The organism is Brumimicrobium mesophilum (genome assembly GCF_003025005.1).
GTDB classification, from domain to species: domain Bacteria; phylum Bacteroidota; class Bacteroidia; order Flavobacteriales_D; family Crocinitomicaceae; genus Brumimicrobium; species Brumimicrobium mesophilum.
Genome location: NZ_PVSS01000002.1, coordinates 206,994 through 233,402 on the forward strand (window position 1 = coordinate 206,994; position 26,409 = coordinate 233,402).

Consider the following 26,409-nt stretch of genomic DNA (forward strand, 5'->3'; position numbering starts at 1 on the left):
GTATGTATATCAATTGTCATACATATTACTCTTTGCGTTACGGAACATTTTCCGAAATTGAATTGCTGCAGCTTGCAATCGATAATGATATTGATTCTATTGCGCTGACAGACATTAATAATACGTCTGCTTGTATGAATTTCATACAGGAAGCAAAAAAGCTGAACATAAAACCCGTAATTGGCATCGATTTTAGAAACGGTAACAAGCAGCAATTTGTGGCACTTGCGAAAAGTAATGCTGGCTTTGAAAACATCAATCGTTATTTGTCCTCTTTTTTAGAATCTAAAACCGCTATTCCAGAAAAACCAAAACAATTAGAAGACGTTCTTATTATTTATCCCTTCGAGAAAGTTTTAGAACTCAATCTCAACACTTTCTCAGAAAATGAATTTATTGGTATTTCTATTGCTGAAATAAATAAACTTCGGTTTTCCTACGTGAGAAAATTTGAAGATAAACTCGTCATTCAGCAACAAGTTACGATTAGAGATAAAAAAGATTTCAATGCACACCGATTACTGAGAGCAATTGACAACAATACTTTATTGAGTAAACTCCCTACTTCCGAGGAATGTTTGCAAACCGATAAAATACATTCTAAATCAGAATTAAAGGAGTATTTTAAAGAATTTCCTTCTATTATTTCAAATACTGAATCACTACTCCAACAATGCAATGTCAGTTTTGGATTTAATGATAAACGTGAAAATCAAAATAAAAACCTATACCTGAATAGTTTTGAAGAAGACTGTAAAATGTTGTTGGACTTGTGTGATGAAAAAATTCACGAACGCTATAAAAATCCGACTCAAAAAGTACTTGATCGTCTTCAGAAAGAATTGAAAGTCATCATTGATTTAAAATTTGTTTCTTTTTTCTTGATCAATTATGATATCATTCAATATGCAAAAAGGAATAACTTCTTTCATGTGGGAAGAGGAAGTGGTGCAAATAGTATAGTTGCTTACATTATGGGAATTACAGATGTAGATCCTGTAGAACTCGATTTATATTTCGAAAGATTCATCAATCCTTTTAGGGCTTCCCCACCCGATTTTGATATTGATTTTTCATGGAAAGATAGAAATACCGTTACCCAATATATTTTTGATCGCTTTGATCATGTGGCATTGATGGCAACTTACGTTACTTTCAAATATAGAGCTGTAGTTCGAGAATTGGGAAAAGTGTTTGGCTTACCGAAAGAAGAAATTGATAAATTAAGCAAAGGCACCGTAGAAGGTCAACTAGATGACGTTTCTAAACTTGTTTTAAAATACGGAAAGTTAATTGAAGGTTTCCCAAATTATGTGAGTGTGCATTCTGCCGGAGTTCTAATCTTAGACAAACCTGTTCATTATTATTCTGCCACAAGCCTCCCTCCAAAGGATTTTCCAACAGTTCAATTTGATATGAATATTGCTGATGATGTAGGTATTTTCAAATTTGACATTTTAGGTCAACGTGGATTAGCGAAAATCAAAGATGCTTTAGAAATAATTAAAGAAAACAATCCGAATGCGCCAGAAATTGACATCACAGATGTTGAGCGTTTCAAAAACGATGAGAAAATAAATAATCTTTTAAAAACGGGTGGAGCAATTGGAGCATATTATGTTGAATCTCCTGCCATGCGCGGATTAATGCAAAAACTAAAAACCGAAGATTACATTGGTTTGGTCGCTGCGAGTTCTATCGTTAGGCCTGGTGTTTCAGGTTCTGGAATGAAAGATGAATTTATAAAAAGACATCGTTATCCTGAAAAAAGGAAAGAAGCCCATCCTATTTTATTAGAAATTATGCCTGAAACTTATGGCGTGATGGTGTATCAAGAAGACGTCATGAAAGTAGCCAGTAAATTCGCGGATTTAACTTTAAGTGAAGCAGATGTTCTCAGAAGAGGAATGAGTGGTAAATCACGCTCAGCTTCTGAATTTAAAGCTGTAGAGGATAAATTCATTGCTAATAGTAGAAAGAAAGGACATGAAGACAAGCTGATTTTTGAAATTTGGAATCAAATCAAAAGCTTTGCAGGATATGCATTTGCTAAAGGCCACTCGGCTTCTTATGCTGTGGAAAGCTACCAAAGTTTATTCTTAAAATGTTATTATCCAATTGAATTTATGGTAGCTGTATTAAATAATGGTGGTGGTTTTTACTCCGCTGAACATTATATCCACGAAGCAAAAATGTGTGGTGCCAAAATTGAATTACCATGTATAAATACCAGTGAACATGTAAATAGAGTAATCGGTAAAACTATTTACTTAGGTTTTGGATATTTAAAAAGTCTAGAACAATTGGTTATTCAACGGATTTTAAATGAAAGACAAGTATTTGGAGAATTCAAATCTTTAGATGATTTCATGGATCGTATTACCATATCCATAGAGCAAATAACCATTTTAATTCGCATTAATGCTTTTCGATTTCTCTTAACACCAAAAACAGAACTACTCTGGAAAGCTACTTTTAGATTAAATGCAACGAAACAACGTCAAGTTCAAGAGCAAGTACAATTATTTCGTGTGCAAAATCAAGATTTTACAATTCCAAAATTGAATTCACATTGGTTAGAGAATGTTTACGATGAAATGGAGTTATTAGACTTCACCATTCACGATTACTTTTCTTTAGTAACAGAAGAATTTAAATCACATATAAAAGCCAGAGAGATGAACCTGCATGTAAATAAAAAAGTGCTTTTATATGGAAAATTAGTGACTACTCGTTTCAATAAAACATCACAAGGCAAAATCATGCGATTAAGCACTTTTATTGATCAAGAGGGTAATTATTTTGACGCAGTTCATTTTACAGATGTAGTTCATCAATACCCAATTGTAGGGATGGGAATTTATGGTTGTTATGGTGAAATTACAGATCGTTTTGGTTTTTGCAGTATGAATGTAATTCAATCTAAAAAAATGAGCATTGCAGGTGATCCTCGATTAGGAAAATAAAAATATAGACAACACAATCTTCAACCCTCTAAGAGACACTTTTACTGAAACTAAAAGTAAAACCTGAAATTGTAAAAAAACTTAAAAAATAGGTGTGACGCTAGAATATATGTATATTTGAGCAAATTAAAAAAATAATATTATGAATAAAATTTACTTATCTGCATTGGCTTTATTAGCAAGTGCTGCAATTAGTGCTCAAATTTCAAATCCAAGTTTTGAAAACTGGACAGCTGGAGAACCAGATAGTTGGGTTACAAACCAAGCTTTTTCTTCAAATGGAGATGTAACTGATGGATCTATGACTGTTGAACCATCAACAGAAATGACAAGTGGATCTACAAATGGATCAAGTCACATTAAATTGACTTCATTCAACATGGCAAACACAACAGACGCTACAAACTTTCCAAACGGAGATTACGGTGCGTATGCAATCCAAACAGTAGCAACTTCAGATAAATTTGTTGATTTCACTTTTGATGTGATGTACGACGTGGCAATGAATGACACAGCAATCATCTTGGTTCAAGCATATAATGCAAATGGATCTTTGATAGGTCAAGGGTTCGAAACATTCGCCGGAATTCAAGCTAACTTCGCAACAAGCACCGTTACAATGCAATACCTTGCAGGAGCAGTTGCTGAATACGATATCTTTATCGCTAGTAGTGAAGGTGAAATTTTTACAACAGTAAATTCAACACTTACTCCTGGTTCTGTATTAGAAGTTGATAACATTACAACTGGAGCAGTAATTCCAGATGCACCAAATGTAACAAATGTGGCTGCAAATGACGTTTCTGATAATGGAAATGGTTCAGATTTAGAAGTTTCTTTCGACACTCCAGACGAAACAAACGTTGCTAGTTATTATGTTCTTGCAATGGAATCAAGTGTTACTCCTAACATGTTGAATAGTCCATTAGGATTTTTACAAGGAAGTGGTGTTCAAATAGCTACAACTGGTGCATCTCAAACTTATAATTTCACAGCAGGAGGTGTTTACTTTAGATTAAATGCAGCAGGAACTGCAGTTGAAAGCGCTCCAATCGAAGAGAATGTTGAAATGATAGTTTATGTTCTTGTTGAAGGTGCTACTGGATATTCTAGTGTATTTGGAGAGTCAAATCCAATCATATTAACTTCTCCAGTTTCTGTAACTGATCAATATAAAGAAATTAGCATCTACCCTAACCCAGCAAACAATTTTGTAAACTTCAAAATTGATGGTTTAGAGAATGGTACTGTTATCATTAACTCTGTTACAGGTCAACAAGTTGTAAATACAACTATTGCAAACGGAATGAAGAAAGTAGATGTAAGTCACCTAAACAATGGTGTATACATTTATACTGTACGTAATCAAAACAATGAAGTTGTTAAAACTAACAAACTAGTTGTTCGTAAATAATTGAAATTTACATTTCATTTTAAAGGAGAGATCACCAATGGTGGTCTCTTTTTTTTGCCATATATTAAGCGACACAATTAATAACTACTTAAAATATACTATTATAATTGTTATAAATGATCAAGTATAAAACTAAAACCTACTCGAAGATTAAATTAATCATAAGGTTATTATAACATTTTATTACACCGCGAAAGCCTGTGCTTTGAAATAATAATACATTAAATCCACCTAAATGATTTTAATTTTTTTTGTGATTTTCAACTTTGAATAGCATGTTTAATTACGTACCTTTAATAAAACAGTATTAACAAAAAAATATATTATTATGGACGAAAAATCAAAAATCATTGTAGCAGCATTAGCAGGAGCAGTTGTTGGAGCAGGAGTATCATTATTATTAGCACCGCAAAGTGGTAAAGATACACGCGACGTAATTGCTAAGAAATTTGGTGAAGCATCAGATGCAACGAGAGACGCATTATTAAGCGCTAAAGATGCAGTAGTAGAAAAAGGAGACGAACTGTTAAAGAAAGCGCATATCAAATCGTAAGCATAGAATACAAGGCTTTCACTAACTACACAGAACTATGAGGGAAAAGAACATAACCAAAGAAGGAATACAAGAAGTTAAAAACCTAGCTGAGTCATATTTTGAATTGGGAAGAATAAAGAGCGTACAAAAAACCTCTCAACTTCTATCAAGAGCAACTCATGGGTTACTTACTGTCATACTTATAATGATAGGAATGTCTTTTTTTGGTTTTGCTTTGGCAATATATTTAGGTGGAGTGCTTGATTCTTATTCTCTAGGTTTTTTAATAGTTGGTGCTATTCCGCTATTAACAATTCTACTCATGCGAATATTCTATAAAGGAACACTCGGATATTTACTTAATTTTTTCACACGTGCAATGACAAGAAAGATATGAAGACAATTAACAGTTATAAGGATTTATTAGAGGAAGAAGAGCGAATCAAAAAAGAGATCGAAATCTCTAAAGGAATCATTGAAGTCTATGGTAAAGAATACATTAAACCTAAAAATCTTTTTGGATTTATAGAAAGTAAGGTAGAGAAAACCGTAGATCATCAATTTTCTGGTGAGTTCGAATTCAATAAATACCTTGTAGGGTTATCGTTAGACTATCTTTATGATAAAGCGGGACAGAAAATTATGGAAAATTCTCCTAAACAATCTTCTGGCATGGACTGGAAGTTGATTGGGAAATCTTTGATCGACAAACTATACATTAACAATAAGGTGGCCTTAACTGATGCAGTTTCAGGTCTTATTGACAAAGGATTAGAAAAAATAAAAAAATAAGGGTTTTCAATTTATTAATGATACAAAAGCGGCGCAATTAAAATTGCGCCGCTTTTGTATTTATATTATCTTAAATTTCTCATTGACTCATGTAATCGTCAAATGGACTTAAATATTAATCTGCTAATTTTCCATATAGATCGTAATGATCAGCTGATGTAATTAGAATTGGTGCAAAATCTCCAATTCTCACATAATTATCTTTGGCCTTAATCAAAACCTCATTATCAACCTCAGGAGAATCAAATTCTGTTCTACCAATAAAGTATTCTCCCTCTGCTTTATCAAACAAAACCTTTCTTACTTGTCCCACATGTGTTTGATTCAAATCATAGCTAATTCCAGATTGTAATTCCATGATTTCATCAGCTCGTTGTTGTTTAATGGCAGCTGGGACATTGTCTTCGAAATTGAAAGCATGCGTGTTTTCCTCATGAGAGTAAGTAAAGATTCCTAAACGCTCAAACCTAGATTTTTCAACCCAATCGTACATTTCTTGGAAATCAGCATCTGTTTCACCAGGATAACCTGAAATCAAAGTAGTTCTAATTGCAATTCCTGGTACTCTATCGCGAATATCAGATATAAGTCTTTCTGTCTTTTCTCTTGTAGTTCCTCTTCTCATGGCTTTCAACATATTCGTTGAACCATGTTGTAATGGCATATCTAAGTAATTACAAACATTACTTCTTTCTCTCATTACATCTAAGACATCCATTGGGAATCCAGTTGGAAAGGCATAATGCAATTTAATCCATTCAATTCCTTCAACATCCGCAAGTCGATCTACAAGTTCAGCTAAGGCACGTTTTTTATATAAATCTAACCCATAATAAGTTAAATCCTGTGCAATCAACATCAACTCCTTTACTCCTTTTGCAGCTAATCCTTGTGCTTGTTTCATCAAGTCCTCAATTGGAGTAGATCTATGATTCCCTCTCATGATAGGAATAGCACAAAAAGAACATGGTCGATCACAACCTTCTGCTATTTTAAAATAAGCATAATGAGATGGCGTTGTCAATAACCTTTCACCAACTAATTCATGTTTATAATCCGCTTTTAAAGTTTTTAGCATTCGTGGCAATTCACGTGTACCAAAATAAGCATCAACTTCTGGAATTTCTTGTTCTAGCTCATCTTTATATCTTTGAGATAAACAACCTGTTACGTAAACTTTATCAACTTGACCTTCCTTTTTTGCTTGAGCATAACGCAAAATAGTATCTATAGATTCTTGTTTTGCATTATCAATAAATCCACAAGTATTAATGATTACTATCTCAGAATCATCCTGCTTTGCTTCATGCTCAACTTCAAATTTATTGGCTTTCAATTGTGCCATTAGCACTTCTGAATCATAAATATTCTTTGAACACCCTAAAGTGACAACATTCACTTTGTTTTTCTTCAGCGTTTTTGTCTTCATGCCGCAAAGTTACAGCTTAAAAAAGATTTACAAGCAATCCGGTCTAAAAAGAATGTGAAAGTTAGGAATCTATTTATTATACTTTTCTAAATTGGATAAGTTGATAGTGATTCAAACAAATTTTTATCTTTGTTGTAATTGAAAGCAATCCAACTATGTAATTCATAAACTATGACAAAAATTAAAGCTTTTAAAGCTATCCGTCCTGTGCGTAGTAAAGCTCATTTAGTAGCTTCTCGTGCAGTGTCAACCTACAAACATTCAATTCTTGAAGCCAAGTTAGAATCAAATCCATTTTCATTTATTCATATTATTCACCCAGAATTTTTTGAAAATGACAATACGAGAACTTTACCCAATACTATAGAACGATTTTTAAAGGTTAAAGATAAGTATGAAGAGTTTTCTGCCAGAGGAATTCTACTTCAAGATGAAGATGAGGCATTTTATGTTTATAGACAATCAACTCCAAATCACTCCTACCTCGGAGTTATTGGCGGGGCAAGTGTTCAAGAATATAAGGACAATAAAATAAAAAAACACGAAGCTACATTGGCATCTAGAGAAGCTATGTTTACAAATTACCTTGACATAGTAGGATTTAATGCAGAACCTGTGCTTTTAAGTCATAAGAAAAGCGATGAATTAGATTTAATTCTTACGAAAATTGTAAAGAAACGTCCTGAATATGAATTTGCAACAACCGATGAATCAGTACATGAATTATGGATCACTACGCGTGAAGAAGTAAAGCAAATTCAAGATGCTTATGCGAATATAGAAACTTGTTACATCGCAGATGGTCATCATAGATCTGCATCATCAGTACGTTTACATGACTTGATAGCGGCCAAAGGAGATTATAACAAAGATAAAAATTACAACTCCTTTTTGAGCTTTTTTATTGATGAAGAGAGATTAAATATTATGCCTTTCAATCGTTTATGTAGCACCTTAAATGGTCATTCGAAAAAGGAATTAATAAAGTTAGTTGAAAATCATTTTGAAGTGAAAGAATTAGAACGACCAAAAGCTCCAGAGCAACTTCATGATATTCACATGTTCATTGATAGAAGTTGGTACAGATTAAGGTTAAGAACAGAAAAACACAGTAAATTAGATGCCGTAAGCAGCATTGATGCTGAAATTTTAACACGTTACATCTTATCTCCTGTTTTAGGAATTCATGATTTAACTACGGATGAAAATATTTCCTTTCAAAGCGGTGAAGATGGAATTTTAGCCTTAGAACATTCTGTTAATTCTGGTGAAAATCAAGTGGGATTCTTATTGTACCCCGTTACAATGGAACAGCTAAAAGCAGTTGCTGACGAAAATGCAATTATGCCTCCTAAGTCTACATTTATTGAACCTAAAATGCGTAGTGGATTAACTATTTATAGAATTGACGAATGATTGCAGTAAATTTATTAAAGGTTAAAGGCAGTATTCCTACGGATGTAACACTTGTTGCTGTTTCTAAAACCAAGCCTAATGAGGCAATTTTGGAAGCTTATCTAACTGGTCAACGTATATTTGGAGAAAATCGTGTTCAAGAATTAGTAGACAAACATGAAGAGCTTCCTAAGGATATAGAATGGCATTTTATTGGTCATTTACAAACCAAAAAAGTAAAATACATCGCTCCTTTCGTGTCTCTTATACATGGAGTAGACAGCTTTAAACTTCTTTTAGAAATTAATAAACGTGCAAAAAATGAGGACAGAATAATTGATGTTTTAATCCAATTTCATATTGCACAAGAAGAAAGTAAATTTGGTTTCGATTTCGAAGAAGCCAAAGAAATGTTCGAAAAGAAAGAATTTGCTGATCTTGAAAATGTTAATGTTCGTGGAGTTATGGGAATGGCGACATTTACTGAAAATAAAGAAAAAGTTCAAGATGAATTCAGAACATTAAATAACTATTTCGAAGTTTTTAGAAGCCATTTCTTTAAATATAATGAGGATTTCTCTATCATTTCCATGGGAATGAGCGGAGATTACGAAATCGCCATTGGTGAAGGAAGTAATATGGTAAGAATTGGAAGTACAATTTTTGGGGCAAGAAACACTTAAGTTCAATAGAAAAAGAAATAATCAATCAATTAATAGATTCCAATATGAAAACCATAACATTAGCTCTTCTACTATTCTTGCCTACAATGGTTGCATTTACCCAAGTCAATTATATAGAATCGATTCAAACCGAAAGAGATAAATTTGAAAATAAATTATTAGCTACAGATTCAATTTTAAATTCAGAAGAACAGGAAAAAATAAATCAATTGAATCATTTCAAAATAGATTCAAGTTGGGTTTTAACTGCAGAATTCGAAAAGAAAAAAGGTAGAAAATTTGAAATGCCTACTACCACAAGTAGGACTCCAAAATATCAACGTTTAGGATATCTTCATTTTAATCACTCCGGGAAAAAATTCAAATTAGCCGTATATAAAAACCTTGGATTGAAAGGTTCGGATTACAAAAACTATGTATTTGTTCCATTTAAAGATGCCAATGCCCCAGAATTAACCTATGGCGGAGGAAGATATTTGGATATCGAAATGTCTATCAAAAGCAAAGAAGTAAGAGTGGATTTTAACAAAGCGTATAACCCTTACTGCGTATATTCCTATCGCTACTCTTGCCCAATAACTCCAGAAGAAAATCACATAGATGTGAAGGTGAATGCTGGCATCATGAATCCTGATAAAAAATTGTAGACTTGCCAAATTGGATAAACCTACTACATTTTTTTATTCACATTCTAATTTGTAATCCCAATCAAAATCTTTAAAAGTGATTCTTGATTCGAACCAAATTGTTTTTGCGTTTACTTCGACAGTATCGCTTTGCACAAACTGTATTTGCTGAACTGCTTTTGTTAGCATTAAATCGCTTCTAGAGAAATCAACTCTTCCTGTTGATTTCAATGCTTTTACAATATCTTGCTGTTCAGTTGAAGCCAGCCCTCTGGATTTACATTGAGTATAATTTGATTTATCAATAAAAACCAAAGCTGAATCTTTAGGTAAACGCACCATTGTTCCCCACCCCTCTAACTGCTCATATCTTTTCGGTTTTTCATTCTTATCTAAAACATGAGCGATTGTGATATAACTATCTTCGTACAGTGAGAATTGTAATCGTCTATCTATCGAGTCATTTTCTTCAACAATATAAACCTTAGGAAACTTATCTTTTAAACTATTTGAAAAATCAACATCTGCCTCTACTAAAAATTTATAAATGCTTTCTTTATTCAATCCTAATGCATCGAACGATTTAATCTGATTTTCTGGAAACACAATAATCTTATCTTGAATGGAATTTTTAACTCTATTGGTTGGAGTCCAAGAACACCCTCTGTCTCTGAATAAAATACTTACGAAAATAGTTCCAATAAGAAAACCAATTAAATAATACCTAAGTCTTTTCCAAATTCCTTTCATAATCACAATTATTAGAATGCAAAAATAGGAGGAATATTAATAAGTTCTTCAAAAGCCTAATAAGATTCTGAATTATCTTTAACTTTTAGAATAAATAAATTGGACGCCTATCATCTTCTCATTCCTATGATTATTTCAGCTGATAAATTCGAGAACAGATATGCAGGTAGACCAAGAAAAAAAGCATTTTTCCTGTGCTCATTCTATTTAAAAAAGAAATTGGACACAGGCAAGTATTTTGAATTCATGTCATCCTTAGAAGTGCAAAAGCTAATCGATTACATTCCCATCAACAAAAGCTCAATTTCTTTGTAATTAAGATCAAACACCTTACCCAATACTTCACTAGTTAAAGTACCTTTGTACATATACACACCACTTCTAAAACCATGATCTCTTTTAATTAATTCTTTATCACCTCCTTTGTCACCCATTTTAATTAAAACAGGAGCAAAAATATTCGAAATAGCGAAAGAGGCCGTTCTAGAAACACGTGAAGCAATGTTAGGCACACAATAATGTGTTACACCATATTTGTCAAATGTTGGCATTTCATGATTTGTTAACTCAGAAGTTTCAAAACATCCTCCTTGATCTATACTTACATCAATAATTATGGAACCTGATTTCATATTGCTTACCATATCGGCAGAAACGATGCAAGGAGTTTTTCCAAATGGTGACCTTACGGCACCTATTACTACATCAGCTCTCATTAAGGCCTTATTCAAAACTTTTGGTTGAATAATAGATGTGAATATTCTATGTCCTATAGCTGTTTGAAGTCGTCTAAGTTTTCCTAATGAATTATCAAATACTTTCACAGAACACCCTAATCCTAAGGCAGAACGAGCAGCAAATTCCCCTACTGTTCCTGCGCCTAAAATAACCACTTCCGTCGGTTGAACACCAGCAATTCCTCCTAGCATTACACCTTTTCCATTTTTAAATGCATTAAGTAACTCTGCAGCAATATGAATTGATGTATTACCTGCAATTTCTCCCATCGCTCTAACCACAGGAAAATGCCCTTCATCATCGCGCATATAATCCCAAGCGATAGCAGTAATTTTCTTTTGCATCATTTTTTGCAAAATCTGTTTAGGTTGTAGATTAATTTGAAGCGCAGAGATTAAAGTTTGACCTGTTCCCATCATATCCACCTCTTCCTCTATTGGAGGTGAAACCTTAAAAACAATATCGCATTGAAAAACCTCTTTTCGATCGTAAACAATTTCGGCTCCAGCTTCAGAATAAGCCCTATCAGAGAAATTAGCATTTTCACCAGCTTTCGTTTCAACTCTAATATCATGACCATTGGCCACCAATAAAGAAACAGCTTCGGGAACAAGCGCTACCCGTCTTTCTTGATAAGAATACTCTCTTGGAATCCCAATTTTCAAATTACCTTTTTTACGGGCAATTTCTAACATTTCCTCTTGAGGAAGAAGTCTACCCTCCTTCATTAGGCTTTTAATTATCTCTGGATCTGTCTTCATATATCTACTTCAATCTCACGACCGTCTTGATCATTCTTAGTAATATTAACCCATACGCAATCTTCAGGTAAAAGGTTCTCAATATTTTCTGCCCACTCAATCAAAATAATGTTATCGTCATAAATATATTCCTCAATTCCTATATCATAGGCTTCATTTTCATCTTCAATTCTATACAAATCAAAATGATAAATTGTACCGAAATAAGGACTTTCATATTCGTTAACATAACCATAAGTAGGGGAACTAACTTGATCAACAATTCCCATTGCCTTAGCAAGATAAGAAATAAATGTGGTTTTTCCGGCACCCATTTCACCTTTAAAGGCAAAGCAATTATATTCCTGCATTAAATCAATAAATTCTTTACTGATATTAATTAAATCTTCTTCGGTTCTTGCAACAAACTTCATATTTGAGGATTTTAACCAATTAACATTGCTGTAGTCAATTGATATTTTGATTAAAAAAGAATACGAAGATACTAAATTAGCAGCTTCGTATTCAAATTCTAAATCCTATTTTTTTCCTCTCATCTCAACATATGGAATCAAAATCTCCTCTAAAGAAATTCCACCATGTTGGAAAGTTTCCGAGTAATATTTAGAGTAATGGTTATAGTTGTTTGGATAGACAAAGAAATCATTATTGCGACTAAAAACGTAGAGGTCTGAAATATTGTCCTTCGGTAGATATGCTTCATCAGGATTTTTTACTTCAAATACTTCTTTATCCTTATAATTCAAATTCTTTCCAATTTTATATCTCAAATTGGTATTTGTTTCTTTAGGACCAACAACTTTTATAGCATTATTCACTTTCACGGTACCATGATCAGTAGTTAAAATAACTTTTGCACCCGTTTTAGCGATCTCTTTCATTATATCTTGCAAAGGTGAATGTTCAAACCAACTCGAAGTTAATGAGCGATATGCAGCTTCATCATCAGCTAATTCACGTATCACCTTCATATCCGTACGAGCATGAGAAAGCATATCCACGAAATTGTACACAATCACATTTAAATCGTTATTTTTTAATTGATTAAGGTTTTCATATAATTTCTTACCAGCCTCTAAATTTGTGATTTTTCTATATCCAACTTTAGCTTCAATTCCAAGACGTTTCAATTGTTTTTTCAACAGATCTTCCTCATGAACATTTTTACCTCCTTCTTCCTCTTCTCCTACCCATAGATTAGGATATTTCTTTTTTATTTCACTCGGCATTAAACCAGCAAAAAGTGCATTTCTCGCATATTGAGTGGCTGTAGGTAAAATCGAATAAACAATTTCTTCCTTATCAAAAGAAAAATATTTACTTAATGCAGGACGAAGCATTTGATATTGATCATAACGTAAATTATCAACCACCAGCAAATAAACTGGTTCTTTCATGTGCGGAGCTATCCTATCCTTAAATAAAGTATGTAGCATTTGAGGCCCCTCTTCAACCCCATTCAACCAATCCAAATAATTTTCTTCAATAAATTTAGAAAATGAGGAATTGGCCTCTTTCAATTGCATATCAAAAACCTCCTGCATTCCTTGATCCTCCATTTTGGAGAATTCTAAATCCCAATTGACCAATTTTTTATACATGCTACTCCACTCCTGCGCATCTAAACGATCACTTAAGTCCATTCCAATTTGCCTAAATTCTCTTTGGTAATTGGTATTTAATTTTTCAGAGACCAATTTACTTTGATCAAGATTCTTTTTTAAACTCAAAAGAATTTGATTTGGGTTTACAGGTTTAATTAAATAATCGGCAATTTTTCCACCTATGGCCTCCTCCATAATGCTTTCTTCCTCACTTTTGGTAATCATCACCACAGGAACCATTGGTCTGAGCTCTTTTATTTTCGCCAAAGCGTCTAAACCAGAAATTCCCGGCATATTTTCATCTAAAAAAACGATATCATAAGCCGTTTCTTCGCATTTTTCAATTGCTTCCCCTCCACTGCGAACGGGTTCTACCTCGTACCCTTTCTGTGTTAAGAATATAATATGTGGCTTTAATAAGTCGATTTCGTCATCTGCCCAAAGAATTTTCACTTGCATTGTCTGATTATTTTTAAATTTACATGATATTCATAAAAGTAAAGATTTGCGTCCAAACCTCAACATAAATAACAAGAAGAAAATTATAAACGACCCTGTGTATGGTTTTATTTCCTTACCCAAGGATATAATTTTCGATTTAATTGAACATCCATTTTACCAAAGACTAAGAAGGATAAAGCAATTAGGAATGTCACACCTCGTATATCCAGGGGCTTTGCACACTCGTTTTCACCATGCAATTGGAGCCACACACCTAATGACAAAGGCTATTCAAGCACTGCGGTATAAAGGGATTGAAATTACTGAAGAAGAAGAAACAGCCGTTTTAATCGCCATTTTGTTGCATGATATTGGTCATGGACCTTTCAGTCACACTTTAGAAAGAGACATTGTGAAAGGAGTTAGTCATGAGGAAATTTCTTTACTTTTTATGCAACGTTTGTCTAAAGAATTTGGAGGAAAACTTGATTTAGCGATTGAAATTTTTGAAGATAAATATTCCAAGTCGTTTTTACATCAATTGGTTTCCAGCCAATTGGATATGGACAGAATGGATTATTTGAATAGAGACAGTTTTTACACAGGTGTTTCGGAAGGCGTGATCGGAAGTGATAGAATAATTGCCATGCTTGATGTTGTAGATAATCAACTAGTTGTGGAACAAAAAGGCGTTTATTCAATCGAGAAATTTTTGGTTGCACGTCGTTTAATGTATTGGCAAGTATATATGCACAAAACAGTGGTGTCATCAGAGGTGATGCTAACCTATTTATTAAGACGGGCTAAAACACTAGTTAAATCGGGAAAAGATTTATTTGCTAGTCCACCTTTCAAAATATTTTTAGAAAGAGATATTGAATTAACTGATTTTGAAAATGACGATAACCTTTTAAATCAATTTGCTTTACTTGATGATTTCGACATCATGGGGGCCGTTAAAGTTTGGCAATTTAATGATGATAAAGTATTGTCACTGTTAGCAAAACAACTTATTAATAGAAAATTATTCAAGATTGAAATTTCATCTACACCTTTTTCAGAAGAGAGGATTCAATATGAAATCGATTTAGTTAAAGACCATTTTAAATTAAATCAAGAGGAGGCCGAAAATTTTATTAAAACCGACATTTTAAGAAACAATGCTTATAATGAGCAAAGAGAAAACATAAATCTTTTAATGAAAGACGGTAGTGTTAAAGATATAAGTCAAGCAGCAGATAATTTAAACATTCACGCTTTATCAGAACCTGTAGAAAAGTACTTTTTATGTTACCCAGCTCCAAATTTACACTTATAAATGTTGAATTGTGAATAAATAAAGCTAATCTAAGGGGTTTGAACAAACTCTTTTTATATTTTTGAGGAATGGAATTTTCAGCAGAACAAATTGCAGGCATTTTAGAAGGAGAGGTTCATGGAAATGAACAAGTTACCGTTTCAGGACTCTCCAAAATTGAAGAAGGTCAGCCAAACACACTTACTTTTCTATCAAATATGAAGTATGAACCTCATATTTATGAAACTAAGGCTTCGATAGCCATTGTTGCCAAAACTTTTATTCCAACAAAATCAATTCCTTCTACTCTTACTTTAGTAAAAGTTGAGGATCCATATAGTTGTTTTGCTAAACTTTTGGAAGTGTACAATCAGATGCATCAAAAAGCACCTCAGATTGAAAGAAATGCATTTATTGCAGATTCAGCAAAGATTGGTGAAGAAGTTTACATTGGTGCAAATGCCTATATTGGTGAAAATGCTGTAATTGGAAACAATGTTAAAATCTATCCTAATTCATTTATTGGAGACAATGTTAAAGTAGGAGACGGAACAACTATTCATCCAAATGTTTCAATTTATCATGAATGTGTGATTGGAAAATCATGTTTAATTCATGCAGGCGCAGTGATAGGATCGGATGGATTTGGATTTGCACCTAATGAAAAGGGTGAGTTTCAAAAAGTTCCACAAATTGGAAATGTAATTTTAGAAGACCATGTTGATGTTGGTGCAAATGCAACCATTGACAGGGCCACATTAGGATCTACAGTTTTACGCAGAGGTGTAAAAATTGATAATTTAGTTCAAATTGCACATAATGTTGAGATTGGAATTAATTCTGCGATGGCAGCTCAGGCTGGAGTAGCTGGTTCTACTAAAATTGGTAAAAGTGTTCTTGTAGGTGGTCAAGTAGGAATAAGTGGACACATCAAAATTTCAGATTACACACAAATTGTTGCCCAATCAGGAGTACCGGGAAGTGTCAAAAAACCAAATACCACTTTAATGGGATCTCCTGCAATTCCAATGGACGATTATAAAAAATCATTTGTTGGATTTAGAAGATTGCCTTCTATATTGAAACGTTTACAAGAAATTGAAGAAAAACTTAAATAAAATTCATCTGAATCAGATAATAAAAAACTATGGTTGAGAATCAAAGAACATTAAAAAGTGAAGTAAAACTTATCGGTATAGGGTTGCATACTGGTGAAAAAGTTACATTAGAATTATGTCCAGCACCAGATAATCATGGATACAAATTCCAGAGGATTGATTTGGAAGGAGAGCCAACTATTGATGCAGATGCAGATTTAGTCGTTTCTACGGAAAGAGGTACAACATTAGAGCAAAATGGTGCTAAAGTTTATACAACTGAACATGTTTTAGCTGCATTATATGGAATGCAAGTTGATAATGCTTTAATAAAAATCTCTGGTCCTGAAATTCCAATTATGGATGGTAGTTCGTACCCTTTTGTTCAAGCCATAGAGTCAGTAGGATATGAAGAACAAAAATCTGTTAGAGAATATCTGGAGTTAGACGAGGTTATTCCATGGGAGGACACTGAAAAAGGAATTGAATTTTTAGCAGTTCCTGATAGCGTGTATCGTTTAACTGTTATGGTAGATTATAAATCTCCAGTTTTAGGTACTCAACATGCTACTATTTATAAAATTGAAGAATTTAAAGAAGAAATTTCTACCTGTAAAACATTTGTTTTTCTTAAAGAACTAGAATATTTAGCTACAAATGGTTTAATAAAAGGTGGAGACATCGACAATGCTATAATTTTAGTTGAACGTGAAGATGTAAAACAAGAGGAACTTGACCGATTAGCAAAAATATTAGGGAAAGAAGGATTAGAAGTTAAATATAAGGGAATTGGAACGCTGAATAACTATCAGATGAAATTTCAAAATGAACCTGCTCGTCACAAATTATTAGACATTGTAGGAGATTTAGCTTTGGTTGGAAAACCTATTAAAGCGCATATTTTAGCAGCACGACCTGGACATTCAGGAAACACGCGTTTTGCAAAAGTTTTAAAGGATCAAATTAAGAAGCAAAAAAATGCACCACGCAAATTTGATTTAAGTAAAGCACCTTTGTATGACATCAATGACATTGAGAAAATGTTACCTCACCGTTATCCATTTTTGTTGGTAGACAAAGTGATGGAGATTTCTGAGGATACAATCGTTGGTGTAAAAAACATCACAATGAATGAGCCTCAATTTACTGGACATTTCCCTGGGAATCCAATTTTCCCTGGAGTTCTGCAAGTTGAAGCAATGGCACAATGTGGTGGAATATTTGCATTAAGCAAAGTAGATGAGCCACACCTCTACTCCACTTACTTTATGAAAATTGACAATGTTAAGTTCAAACAAAAAGTGATACCTGGAGATACTATCGTTTTTGAACTGAAATTATTATCTCCAATGCGCCGTGGTTTAGTAAATATGGGCGGAAAAGGTTATATTAACGGTGTTTTGGCGGTAGAAGCAGAAATGTTGGCACAAGTAATTAAAGACAAAGTAGAACATGATAAGTAATCTAGCATCTGTTTCTTCTGAAGCTCAGATTGGATCTGATGTTACAATTGAAGCTTTTACATCCATTTATGATGATGTTGTCATTGGTGATGGTACTCACATTGGACCTAATGTCACGATTTTTCCAGGAACACGAATTGGAAATAATTGTAAAATTTATCCAGGAGCCGTTATTGGTGCAATTCCTCAAGACCTGAAGTTTGATGGAGAATATACAACCGTTGAAATTGGAAACAATACTACTATTCGTGAATGTGTAACTATACACAGAGGTACGACAGATAAAATGAAGACATCTGTAGGAGACAATTGTCTTTTAATGGGCTATGTTCATGTCGCACATGATTGTACTTTAGGTAACAATGTAATTCTTGCCAATTATGTTGGATTATCAGGACATGTAACCATAGATGATTATGCTATCATTGAAGGAAAAGCAGCAGCTCAACAGTTTGTTCACATTGGAGCACACTCTTTTATTGGAGGAGCAAGTTTAATTAGAAAAGATGTACCTCCGTTTGTTCGTGCAGCGCGTGAACCTTTAAGCTATGCTGGAATTAATGCAGTTGGACTACGACGCAGAAACTTTTCAGACCAAGATGTAAAAACGATTGAAGATATATATAGAATTCTATTCGTTCAAAACAACAATGTAACGAACGGATTGGCAAGTTTAGCGGCTGAAATGCCGGATCATCCTTTAAGAACTCAAGTTATAGAGTTTGTAAAAAGTAGTGAAAAAGGAATAATTCGTGGATTAATGTAATCCATTTTTTACTCATTCACTTTCATAAATTAAAATTTCAAAATAAATTGGTAAAACGCGGTCAAACCATAGAACTAACCATCGAAGATTTAGCCTTTGGTGGTAAAGGAATAGCTCGTCTTAAAGATGAAAATGGTTCCTTTGTTCTTTTCGTCCAAAATTCATTTCCCGGTCAAAAAGTACTTGCAAGAGTAACTAAAAAAAGAAAGAAACATGCCGAATGCAGTTTACTGAAAGTTTTAGAAAGATCTCCTCAAGAAGTAACATCTGAATATCAAGAAATTAGTGGTGCACCATATATCCATGTTCCACCTTCAATTCAGGAGGACCACAAAGAAAAAGTAACTCTAGAAGTATACCGTAGGTTAGCTAACCTTCAAAATATCGATGAATTATTTGATGAGTTTATTCCTTCTCCTGAGCATTATCACTATAGAAATAAAATGGAATATTCTTTTTCTTGTATTGAACACGATATTCATACAGACGAAGAAATTGATGATGCTTTTGCATTAGGGTTTAAACACCGTGGAACATGGTGGAAAGTTGAAAGTCTAGATAAGGCATCAGGATTGTTTGACGAGCAATGGGAAAACTTCTTAAAAGAATTTAGAGAATTTCTATTCAACACAGGATTACCGGCTTGGCATCCACCGAGAAAAGATGGTTTTTTCAGACATATAGTTGTGAGAAAATCTTTCTATGAAGACAAATTATTAATAAATCTTGTCACTTCTTCTGAAGGCCTTGAGAACTTTGACTTACAAGCAGTTGCTAATTATCTTCAAGAAAAAATGGGCGATAGAATTGCCGGTTTTCAACATACAATTAATGACAATGTTGCAGATAGAGCGAAGATTGAAAACGGAGATTGCAAATTAGCATTTGGAAAAGACCATGTTATAGAAGAACTCAATGGGTTGTTCTTTGAAATAAGCATGGAAAGTTTTTTCCAAACAAACCCAAAAAGCGCAGAACGTTTATACAACAAAGCTTTGGACTATGTTTTTGAAGGTAATCGTTCTTTGAAAGGAAAAGTTGTAATGGATTTATTCTGTGGAACTGGAACTATTGGACAACTGCTCACTCAACGCACAGTAGATACTAAAATTGTTGGAGTTGATATAGTCGCAGAGGCTATTTCTGATGCTAAAAGAAATGCTAAGAGGAACAATATTACTGGTGTTGAATTTTACGCTGCAGATGTCGGTAAGTTCTTAAAAGCTTATCCAGATTATGAAGGGAAAATAGATACCATTGTGTTAGACCCACCAAGAGCAGGTATTGCTCCAAAAACATTGCTCAAAGTAATTCAATTGGGTGCTGAAAGAATTGTATATATTTCATGTAATCCTGCAACTCAGGCAAGAGATATTAAAACATTGGAAGAGAATGGCTACAAGACGAAAAAAATCAGTTTAGTTGATCAATTCCCACACACTAGTCATATTGAAGCTATTGGCCTTTTTGAAAGGTAACGAATAAATTAATAAAAAAAACCAGGTAAAAGCTACTCTTCTGGAGTAGCTTTTACTATTTATACATTTTCCAATCAGCTATAAGTCGGTCAAAAATTATTTTATTTTCTTTAATATAAGATTCTCCATCTACAATTAAAGATGCAATATTTTCAGGTAAAGCATTGTCCATCTGAGGATTCGCCTTAACAATATCAGGTTGAAACCTATAGTAAATTAAATTATCATTTAATTCTGATTTCTGTAAGAGCTTTTCATCAACAGCATCAACATCTTTCTCAATAGAATCATACATAGCTCCTTTCAAATTTCCTGTTCCGAAACTTAACAATAAATAAACATCATCTGGAAAATAAGTTCTTGCCTGCTGATAAGCGATATGTGCAGGGTTTTTAGCAGCCATAATTCCATCAATCAATTCGTACTCATTAATTTTCACTGGATCAAAATACCCTGGTACAGCACTACATGCTGCAAGTGCCGTGCTTAAATCTACACCTGATAAAGATCTCCTATGACGACCAAAAACAAAAGGTAATTTGGATGTCTTGTCATAACTAACAAAAGCGAATTTAGTATTTAAATCAGACAGCATAATCCCTTTAAACTTTCTTTTTAAAACTAATCTAAGACCTTCAGATCTTCGGTTTGATGGATTTGCTAAATTGAATAATTGAGGACCTCTGGCAACATATAGTCCCAGAAGGTCATTAATCGAATAAATGTTCTTTTTGTCTTTTGTAACAATTAATCCAGCAGAAATTATTGCACCTGTTGAAGTCCCTGAAATTAAATCAATATTACTTGATAAATCATCACCAAGCCCATGCCGTTGAATCAGGGAATTGATATGGTTCAGTATTAAAAGGGGTAAAACACCTCTTATCCCACCACCATCAATTGAAACTATAACTTTCAGTTTTCTTTTATTCATTTGATTAAGATAAATAAAAGATATTATAAAACTAAGTTAATTACTGATTTTTCAAACTATTTCACTCTTAGCCTACGACCAATTTTTAAAGTTGTAGTACTCCTGATGTTGTTCAACTTACACAACCTAGAAACAGTAGTATGATTTTTTCGTGCAATGTGACCTAAAGTATCTCCACCTTTTACGCGGTAATACACTGCATTAGAAGCGATTGCTGATGAAGCGACAGCGGTATGACTTGTTGTGGTAGCCAAAGGAGAATGGCTTGGTGCAGCTCCAGGTCTAAACAATCCATTATGTACAAATAAATTTTGGTCTCTAACTTTCTTTGTTTTGAAATCTATAACTTCTTCAGGATTCATAGGTGCATCATAAAAGCGCATTTCGAAATGCAGATGAGAACCATAAGAATTTCCAGTATTTCCTCCCAATCCAATTAAATCACCAGCTTTTACAAATTGATTAGGCACCACATTTAACTCAGAAAGATGAGCATAAAAAGTTTCCAAACCATTATAGTGACGAATGATCACCAAATTTCCGAAACCCGATGAATTGTATTTAGAATATCTAACCTTTCCGTCGAAGGCTGCCACCACAGGGTCTCCTGTATTTAAATTAATATCTATTCCATTGTGATATCGTCCTCTTCTATAGCCATACCTTGAAGTTACTTTACCATCAAAAGGCATTACGAACTCTGAATTTGTTGAATCTGTAACACACAACCAAAGCGTATCTTTTAACAGTGATAAATCGTTTGTTCTATTTGATGAATAGCAAGACTCACTATCCCAAGGCCATTTATAATCAATTAATGAATCTTTTAAAAAGTATTCATGAACAAAATCATTTAAAACACCATCGAAAGCTAAATCTTCCAAGTACTCCCACGTGTGATTATCGTACATTAAAATTTTCCCATTTGGAGAATCAATTGTGTCCCTAACTGTCTGAGAAGACAAAGGTTTAACCATTGCAAAAAGAACAGTCACGAAAAAAAGATACTTCATTAAATGCTTTATTTCTCAATTTTCAATAATTAAAAACTGAAATTAGTGAGACAAATTTAAAACATAAATTATTGGATTAATTAAACTAATGTTAAAGTTTTAAACAGTTTATTTATGAAAACTAAATATTAACAATAAATTAAGTTTTGCTCTTAATTTAAAGAATACTCATCAATAGCATATTGTAATTTCATTTGTGTTCCATCTTGAGAACCAAAAAACGAATAGAGAATATCGCTTTTGCCATTCATCAAAATCCAATGAGGTGTCCCTTCACAATTAAAAAAATCGTAAAGCTTATGATGGTCCTCTTTATAAATTTCAATTGGGCTATACTGCTCTGTAAAAATAGATAAAATCTCTTCTTGTGTAACGAGTTTCTTTCCAAAATTAGAATGAATTACGGATAAAGCAATAAATGAATGTTGTTTAAGTAAATTGTATGCCAAAGGAATTGCCCTTCCCGTACAACCCAAACAATTTGAATTATAAAAGAGTATTAAGTTAAGTTTATCTGATTTTATCAAATCAGAAAGTATATGTTTGTTTCCACTTAAATTGGTTAATGAAATATTCGGAATTTTCATGTTGAATTTTTCAAATTATAAATTAAATCATGGAGAAAACAAAAATCAATTAGAACATCCTATTTTACCTGAACAGTAATTTTGGAGGACGCTGCTGCAGAAAGACTTAACATTTTATCGTTAATGAGTACTTCTGTAGAATGATCGAATTCGAACCTATCTATTACCTTAACTGCTACTCCCAATTGAATACCATGTTTGTCTAAATATTTCAAAAAAGAAGCAGAACTATCTGAAACCCCAATAATAATTGCCGGAACATTAACTTCCAAATCAATTAACTTAAACGACTCTTCTCGTTGTGCGAGCTTTCCATTTTGATCTGGAATAGGGTCTCCATGTGGATCAAATTTCGGAAAATCTAAAAATTCATCCAACTTATTTGTCAACTTAACAGACTGAATATGTTCTAGTTGTTCTGCAATTTCATGAACCTCTTCCCATCCAAAATTAAGTTTTTCTACTAAAAAGGTTTCCCAAAGTCTATGTTTTCTAATGGTTTTCAAAGCAGCTTCTTGACCAGTAATAGTCAATTCACATCCCTTATATTTTTCATATATTATCAAATCCTTCTCAGAAAGTCGACGCACCATATCAGTAACAGAACTGGCTTTTGTGTCCATCCTATTCGCTAAATCATTCGTTCCAACAGGCTTATCCATTACTTTCTGAAGATAGTAAATGGCTTTTATATAATTTTCTTCGCTTTGAGTTAGCTCTTTCATTTGTCACAATTAATTCCACAACAAATATAAATATGTATTTAGATTAATCTAATCATTTATTAGCTAATCTTGAAAAGAACGATATTTTACTATCAACTGAGATTAAAGAAAAAAAAAGACCGTTATAATAACGGTCTTCAGTAGTTAGAATTATATCATCTTATTTCAAAATCAGGACATTTCCTTTAAATTCATATTTGTTATCAGTTTCAAAATCGAAAGCTTTTATTGTCCATATATATGTCCCATCTTTTACAACTTTACCTCCATAAGTCCCATCCCATTCACCATTTGGGTTAAAAGATTCAAATACTTTTTCTCCCCACCTATTGTAAACTTGAAGGTGAAAATTTTGAACATCTATACCTTGAATGTTTACTCTCCATGTGTCATTTGTTCCATCTCCATCCGGTGTAAATGTATTAGGTGAGAAAATTAAAACTTCATTTTCTATTCTCACTATCTTCGTTAAAGTATCAGTACAACCATAAACATTTTCCACAACTAAAATCAATGGATAATTTTCAATTACATTTGGATATTCAAATGATGGATCTTGTAGCGAAGAAAACTCAGGTTTAGCTCCTTCTGCAAGCCAATTATGAGAAACAATATCACTAGAAGTTTGACTATATGCCTTAACTTTTGGTTCGAATATAGAAGCAGGATTTGGAGTTACATAAAAGTCTGCCTCTGGATAAGGATAACCTTCAATTAAACTAGGAAAGTCAGTTATATATCTACATCCTCTGGCAGTGACTACTTCCATTTGTATATCATAAACTCCTAAACCAAATTCATGAGTTGTAGGGTTTTCTCCTGCAATTGTATCCACCTCACCGTCACTATAAGTCCAAATTGTATAATTAATAGTTTCTGTAGTATTCGTGATGTTTTCAAAGACAACCTCAACTGGGAAACATGCACCTGTTTTATCAGGTGATAAGTTTGGAATTACTTCAGCTGGATAGTCTACAGTTACGCATTCTACAGCCACTGGGGATCCACAAACCTCACTTACCGTAACGCAATATTCCGTACTTGCCGAAGTAGGCGTTACATTAATTATACTGCCATTACCGACAACAACATTGTTTTCTGTCCATGTATAAATATAAGGACTACTTCCACCCGCTCCTTGTGCAAAAAGTTGAACAGGATCACCAATACATATAATGGTATCTTTCGACATATCCCCTACACTTAAAGCAACTGGTTGTCCTAAAGTTACATCTTGAGTAACAATACAACCATTAGCATCTGTAACCGTAACTGTGGTAGTACCAACAAACAAATCATCGGCAATTTCTGTTGTAGAACTTGAACCAGTCCAACTATATGAGTAAGGTCCAGTTCCATCTGTAACAGCAATCTCTACTATTCCATCATTTCCACTATTGCAAGTAACATCAACTTGATTAACAACTTGAACAACCATGCCCGGAATTTCAGTTACAACAACGGTAACTGTGTTAGTACAACCAACACTAGATGTAATAACACAATCATAAGTTCCAGCAGCTAATCCTGTTGCTGTACTTGTAGTTTGATTATTAGGGTCATTCCATTGATAAGTCACAGTCCCAATCACTGGAAGCATTTGTGCGGTAGCTGTTCCATCAGAACCTCCTGGACAAGAAACTGGAGTTGTATTTGTAGGATATGTTGCAGGTGTATCACCAACCACAACTGTTCCTGATGATGTACATCCATTTCCATCAGTCATTTGAACAATGTATGTTCCTGCTGAAACATTATTTACAGTTTGCGTAGTTGCGTTCCCCAACCCAGGCCACAAGTAGGTATAAGGTGCGACTCCAGTATTTGGAGTTGCTGTTACACTTCCAACACCTGCAGAACACAAATCATCAACCGCGGTTGCAGAAACACTAGAAGTTAAGCCTGTAATAAAAGTAGTGTCAGAAATTGCACCCACTTGTGAGTTACAACTTGTTCCTTGAACCGTTAAAAAATAACCAACCGTTCCAGCCGCAGCACTCGGAATATTTAAAGTACCGTTATTATATGGAAATGTTTGACCTAGTGTATTTTCCCATTCATAAGATGCATTACCAGACAAAATTAATTCGAAAGGAATAGTTGAATTGGTATAAGCCGTTGTATTCGTTGGACTTGTAGGTAGAAATATTTGTCCATCATTAACAGCTGTCCATTGTGAGTTGTTTCTCCCTGGAGTAAATGTTCCAATGTTTCCTAAGTTATTTTGAACACCTTGAATTGCAACTCCTCCATTCCAAGTGAAATTTATTGTTTTGTTAGAAATATGATATTCAACTGAGTTACTCGTTTCATTTAATATTAGAGTCATATAATTACAATCTGTAGCACTAAACATTGGCACGTTAGCATATACTACATAGAATTTTCTATTAGGCGCAGTTCCTTCAGTCTTATAAAATATAGCACCTCCAGCACCTGGATTAATATCTGAATAAGCTATCATAGCGGAATTTTTGGCATCATTTAACCCAGTACTAGGCAATTGACCAAAACCACTTGTTGAGTAAGTATTATATGCTCCTGCATTACTCAAATTAAATGAAACTAATCCATTAGATCCAATAACACATTGAGTATATGTATTACCGTAAAAATCAAATGAAAATCCAATATTTACAGCTTGTGACCAAGAATCATCACTCAATGAAATTGCTGTGGTATTTTGCAACACAGTCATATTTCCTCCAGGAACACCTACTCCTGAACAGTTATCTATTTGAACATTTGTTCCTTGACAAACTGAAGCATCAGTACCAAGGCAAACTGTGGTCTGAGAATGCGCGAAAGAAGCGACAATCAACGTAAACCCTAATAATAATTTCTTTACCATAATTTTGTGTGTTATTCCGTTAATATAACGTTAGTAAAAGTGCAAGGTTGTCTTTTCTTGAAAA

General features: G+C 33.5%; 23 protein-coding genes. 13 read left to right on the forward strand and 10 right to left on the reverse strand.

Annotated elements, in window-relative coordinates:
* Positions 1 to 2 precede the first annotated feature (2 nt).
* The 5 genes from C6368_RS02600 (at position 3) to C6368_RS02620 (ending at position 5,707) form a co-directional block, all read left to right on the forward strand.
* Complete coding sequence (locus C6368_RS02600) at positions 3 to 2,966, forward strand: DNA polymerase III subunit alpha (RefSeq protein WP_107037622.1); 2,964 nt, start codon at positions 3 to 5, stop codon at positions 2,964 to 2,966.
* A 142-nt stretch (positions 2,967 to 3,108) separates the two neighbouring features.
* Entirely contained in the window at positions 3,109 to 4,380 is a 1,272-nt protein-coding gene (locus C6368_RS02605) for a T9SS type A sorting domain-containing protein (protein ID WP_107037623.1), read from the forward strand.
* A gap of 328 nt (positions 4,381 to 4,708) precedes the next feature.
* Complete coding sequence (locus C6368_RS02610) at positions 4,709 to 4,933, forward strand: YtxH domain-containing protein (protein ID WP_107037624.1); 225 nt, start codon at positions 4,709 to 4,711, stop codon at positions 4,931 to 4,933.
* Between the two features lie 37 nt (positions 4,934 to 4,970).
* Entirely contained in the window at positions 4,971 to 5,312 is a 342-nt protein-coding gene (locus C6368_RS02615; protein WP_107037625.1) for a hypothetical protein, read from the forward strand.
* Positions 5,309 to 5,707: a hypothetical protein gene (locus tag C6368_RS02620; protein ID WP_107037626.1), complete on the forward strand. Its 399-nt coding sequence runs from the start codon at positions 5,309 to 5,311 to the stop codon at positions 5,705 to 5,707. Before C6368_RS02615 ends, C6368_RS02620 begins: the two co-directional genes overlap by 4 nt.
* 115 nt (positions 5,708 to 5,822) lie before the next feature.
* Here C6368_RS02620 and rimO read toward each other — a convergent pair whose 3' ends face one another.
* Positions 5,823 to 7,136 (reverse strand): 30S ribosomal protein S12 methylthiotransferase RimO, encoded by a 1,314-nt coding sequence (gene rimO / locus C6368_RS02625; protein WP_107037627.1) that lies wholly within the window; start codon positions 7,134 to 7,136, stop codon positions 5,823 to 5,825.
* A 171-nt stretch (positions 7,137 to 7,307) separates the two neighbouring features.
* Here rimO and C6368_RS02630 point away from each other — a divergent pair, with 171 nt between their 5' ends.
* The 3 genes from C6368_RS02630 to C6368_RS02640 are packed head-to-tail and all read left to right on the forward strand — an operon-like array spanning position 7,308 to position 9,861.
* Positions 7,308 to 8,552 (forward strand): DUF1015 domain-containing protein, encoded by a 1,245-nt coding sequence (locus tag C6368_RS02630; RefSeq protein ID WP_107037628.1) that lies wholly within the window; start codon positions 7,308 to 7,310, stop codon positions 8,550 to 8,552.
* Entirely contained in the window at positions 8,549 to 9,214 is a 666-nt protein-coding gene (locus tag C6368_RS02635) for a YggS family pyridoxal phosphate-dependent enzyme (RefSeq protein WP_107037629.1), read from the forward strand. The genes C6368_RS02630 and C6368_RS02635 overlap by 4 nt, the downstream gene beginning before the upstream one ends.
* A 44-nt stretch (positions 9,215 to 9,258) precedes the next feature.
* Complete coding sequence (locus tag C6368_RS02640) at positions 9,259 to 9,861, forward strand: DUF1684 domain-containing protein (protein ID WP_107037630.1); 603 nt, start codon at positions 9,259 to 9,261, stop codon at positions 9,859 to 9,861.
* Between the two features lie 33 nt (positions 9,862 to 9,894).
* On the opposite strand, the gene C6368_RS02645 is transcribed toward C6368_RS02640, so the two are convergent.
* The 4 genes from C6368_RS02645 to porX form a co-directional block, all read right to left on the reverse strand.
* Positions 9,895 to 10,590 (reverse strand): hypothetical protein, encoded by a 696-nt coding sequence (locus C6368_RS02645; protein ID WP_107037631.1) that lies wholly within the window; start codon positions 10,588 to 10,590, stop codon positions 9,895 to 9,897.
* Positions 10,591 to 10,868: 278 nt separating this feature from the next.
* Positions 10,869 to 12,089 carry an alanine dehydrogenase gene (locus C6368_RS02650; RefSeq protein ID WP_107037632.1) on the reverse strand — a complete coding sequence of 407 codons (1,221 nt, stop codon included), beginning with the start codon at positions 12,087 to 12,089 and terminating at the stop codon, positions 10,869 to 10,871.
* Complete coding sequence (gene tsaE, locus C6368_RS02655; RefSeq protein WP_107037633.1) at positions 12,086 to 12,502, reverse strand: tRNA (adenosine(37)-N6)-threonylcarbamoyltransferase complex ATPase subunit type 1 TsaE; 417 nt, start codon at positions 12,500 to 12,502, stop codon at positions 12,086 to 12,088. The genes C6368_RS02650 and tsaE overlap by 4 nt, the downstream gene beginning before the upstream one ends.
* 105 nt (positions 12,503 to 12,607) lie before the next feature.
* Complete coding sequence (porX, locus tag C6368_RS02660; RefSeq protein WP_107037634.1) at positions 12,608 to 14,152, reverse strand: T9SS response regulator signal transducer PorX; 1,545 nt, start codon at positions 14,150 to 14,152, stop codon at positions 12,608 to 12,610.
* 190 nt (positions 14,153 to 14,342) lie between these two features.
* Here porX and C6368_RS02665 point away from each other — a divergent pair, with 190 nt between their 5' ends.
* The 5 genes from C6368_RS02665 to rlmD all read left to right on the forward strand — a co-directional run bounded on the left by C6368_RS02665 (position 14,343) and on the right by rlmD (position 20,235).
* On the forward strand, positions 14,343 to 15,452 hold the full coding sequence (locus C6368_RS02665; RefSeq protein ID WP_234369072.1) for an HD domain-containing protein: 1,110 nt from the start codon (positions 14,343 to 14,345) through the stop codon (positions 15,450 to 15,452).
* A gap of 68 nt (positions 15,453 to 15,520) precedes the next feature.
* Entirely contained in the window at positions 15,521 to 16,549 is a 1,029-nt protein-coding gene (gene lpxD / locus C6368_RS02670; RefSeq protein WP_107037636.1) for a UDP-3-O-(3-hydroxymyristoyl)glucosamine N-acyltransferase, read from the forward strand.
* Between the two features lie 29 nt (positions 16,550 to 16,578).
* Complete coding sequence (locus C6368_RS02675; RefSeq protein ID WP_107037637.1) at positions 16,579 to 17,991, forward strand: bifunctional UDP-3-O-[3-hydroxymyristoyl] N-acetylglucosamine deacetylase/3-hydroxyacyl-ACP dehydratase; 1,413 nt, start codon at positions 16,579 to 16,581, stop codon at positions 17,989 to 17,991.
* Entirely contained in the window at positions 17,981 to 18,757 is a 777-nt protein-coding gene (gene lpxA, locus C6368_RS02680) for an acyl-ACP--UDP-N-acetylglucosamine O-acyltransferase (protein WP_107037638.1), read from the forward strand. The genes C6368_RS02675 and lpxA overlap by 11 nt, the downstream gene beginning before the upstream one ends.
* A gap of 47 nt (positions 18,758 to 18,804) precedes the next feature.
* Complete coding sequence (rlmD, locus tag C6368_RS02685) at positions 18,805 to 20,235, forward strand: 23S rRNA (uracil(1939)-C(5))-methyltransferase RlmD (RefSeq protein WP_107037639.1); 1,431 nt, start codon at positions 18,805 to 18,807, stop codon at positions 20,233 to 20,235.
* Between the two features lie 55 nt (positions 20,236 to 20,290).
* On the opposite strand, the gene C6368_RS02690 is transcribed toward rlmD, so the two are convergent.
* The 5 genes from C6368_RS02690 to C6368_RS02710 all read right to left on the reverse strand — a co-directional run bounded on the left by C6368_RS02690 (position 20,291) and on the right by C6368_RS02710 (position 26,345).
* The gene (locus C6368_RS02690) at positions 20,291 to 21,169 is read right to left on the reverse strand and encodes a patatin-like phospholipase family protein (RefSeq protein ID WP_107037640.1); all 879 of its coding nucleotides are present in this window, start codon (positions 21,167 to 21,169) and stop codon (positions 20,291 to 20,293) included.
* A gap of 56 nt (positions 21,170 to 21,225) precedes the next feature.
* A complete protein-coding gene (locus C6368_RS02695; protein WP_107037641.1) occupies positions 21,226 to 22,182 on the reverse strand; it encodes a M23 family metallopeptidase in 957 nt (318 codons plus the stop codon).
* Between the two features lie 152 nt (positions 22,183 to 22,334).
* Positions 22,335 to 22,769, reverse strand: coding sequence for a hypothetical protein (locus C6368_RS02700; RefSeq protein ID WP_107037642.1), 435 nt, complete (start codon positions 22,767 to 22,769; stop codon positions 22,335 to 22,337).
* A gap of 59 nt (positions 22,770 to 22,828) precedes the next feature.
* Positions 22,829 to 23,494, reverse strand: a complete 666-nt coding sequence (locus C6368_RS02705; RefSeq protein ID WP_107037643.1) for a metal-dependent transcriptional regulator — start codon at positions 23,492 to 23,494, stop codon at positions 22,829 to 22,831.
* A gap of 160 nt (positions 23,495 to 23,654) precedes the next feature.
* Positions 23,655 to 26,345 (reverse strand): T9SS type B sorting domain-containing protein, encoded by a 2,691-nt coding sequence (locus tag C6368_RS02710; RefSeq protein ID WP_107037644.1) that lies wholly within the window; start codon positions 26,343 to 26,345, stop codon positions 23,655 to 23,657.
* Between the last annotated feature and the right edge of the window lie 64 nt (positions 26,346 to 26,409).

Coding starts and splice junctions, on each gene's coding strand:
- porX (WP_107037634.1), bottom strand. CDS start 14,152: ATGCAAGTGAAAATTCTTTGGGCAGATGACGAAATCGACTTATTAAAG.
- C6368_RS02600 (WP_107037622.1), top strand. CDS start 3: ATGTATATCAATTGTCATACATATTACTCTTTGCGTTACGGAACATTT.
- C6368_RS02620 (WP_107037626.1), top strand. CDS start 5,309: ATGAAGACAATTAACAGTTATAAGGATTTATTAGAGGAAGAAGAGCGA.
- lpxD (WP_107037636.1), top strand. CDS start 15,521: ATGGAATTTTCAGCAGAACAAATTGCAGGCATTTTAGAAGGAGAGGTT.
- C6368_RS02610 (WP_107037624.1), top strand. CDS start 4,709: ATGGACGAAAAATCAAAAATCATTGTAGCAGCATTAGCAGGAGCAGTT.
- C6368_RS02645 (WP_107037631.1), bottom strand. CDS start 10,590: ATGAAAGGAATTTGGAAAAGACTTAGGTATTATTTAATTGGTTTTCTT.
- tsaE (WP_107037633.1), bottom strand. CDS start 12,502: ATGAAGTTTGTTGCAAGAACCGAAGAAGATTTAATTAATATCAGTAAA.
- C6368_RS02630 (WP_107037628.1), top strand. CDS start 7,308: ATGACAAAAATTAAAGCTTTTAAAGCTATCCGTCCTGTGCGTAGTAAA.
- C6368_RS02665 (WP_234369072.1), top strand. CDS start 14,343: ATGTCACACCTCGTATATCCAGGGGCTTTGCACACTCGTTTTCACCAT.
- C6368_RS02705 (WP_107037643.1), bottom strand. CDS start 23,494: ATGAAAGAGCTAACTCAAAGCGAAGAAAATTATATAAAAGCCATTTAC.
- C6368_RS02615 (WP_107037625.1), top strand. CDS start 4,971: ATGAGGGAAAAGAACATAACCAAAGAAGGAATACAAGAAGTTAAAAAC.
- C6368_RS02635 (WP_107037629.1), top strand. CDS start 8,549: ATGATTGCAGTAAATTTATTAAAGGTTAAAGGCAGTATTCCTACGGAT.
- C6368_RS02605 (WP_107037623.1), top strand. CDS start 3,109: ATGAATAAAATTTACTTATCTGCATTGGCTTTATTAGCAAGTGCTGCA.
- C6368_RS02710 (WP_107037644.1), bottom strand. CDS start 26,345: ATGGTAAAGAAATTATTATTAGGGTTTACGTTGATTGTCGCTTCTTTC.
- rimO (WP_107037627.1), bottom strand. CDS start 7,136: ATGAAGACAAAAACGCTGAAGAAAAACAAAGTGAATGTTGTCACTTTA.
- C6368_RS02650 (WP_107037632.1), bottom strand. CDS start 12,089: ATGAAGACAGATCCAGAGATAATTAAAAGCCTAATGAAGGAGGGTAGA.
- C6368_RS02690 (WP_107037640.1), bottom strand. CDS start 21,169: ATGAATAAAAGAAAACTGAAAGTTATAGTTTCAATTGATGGTGGTGGG.
- C6368_RS02695 (WP_107037641.1), bottom strand. CDS start 22,182: ATGAAGTATCTTTTTTTCGTGACTGTTCTTTTTGCAATGGTTAAACCT.
- lpxA (WP_107037638.1), top strand. CDS start 17,981: ATGATAAGTAATCTAGCATCTGTTTCTTCTGAAGCTCAGATTGGATCT.
- C6368_RS02640 (WP_107037630.1), top strand. CDS start 9,259: ATGAAAACCATAACATTAGCTCTTCTACTATTCTTGCCTACAATGGTT.
- C6368_RS02675 (WP_107037637.1), top strand. CDS start 16,579: ATGGTTGAGAATCAAAGAACATTAAAAAGTGAAGTAAAACTTATCGGT.
- C6368_RS02700 (WP_107037642.1), bottom strand. CDS start 22,769: ATGAAAATTCCGAATATTTCATTAACCAATTTAAGTGGAAACAAACAT.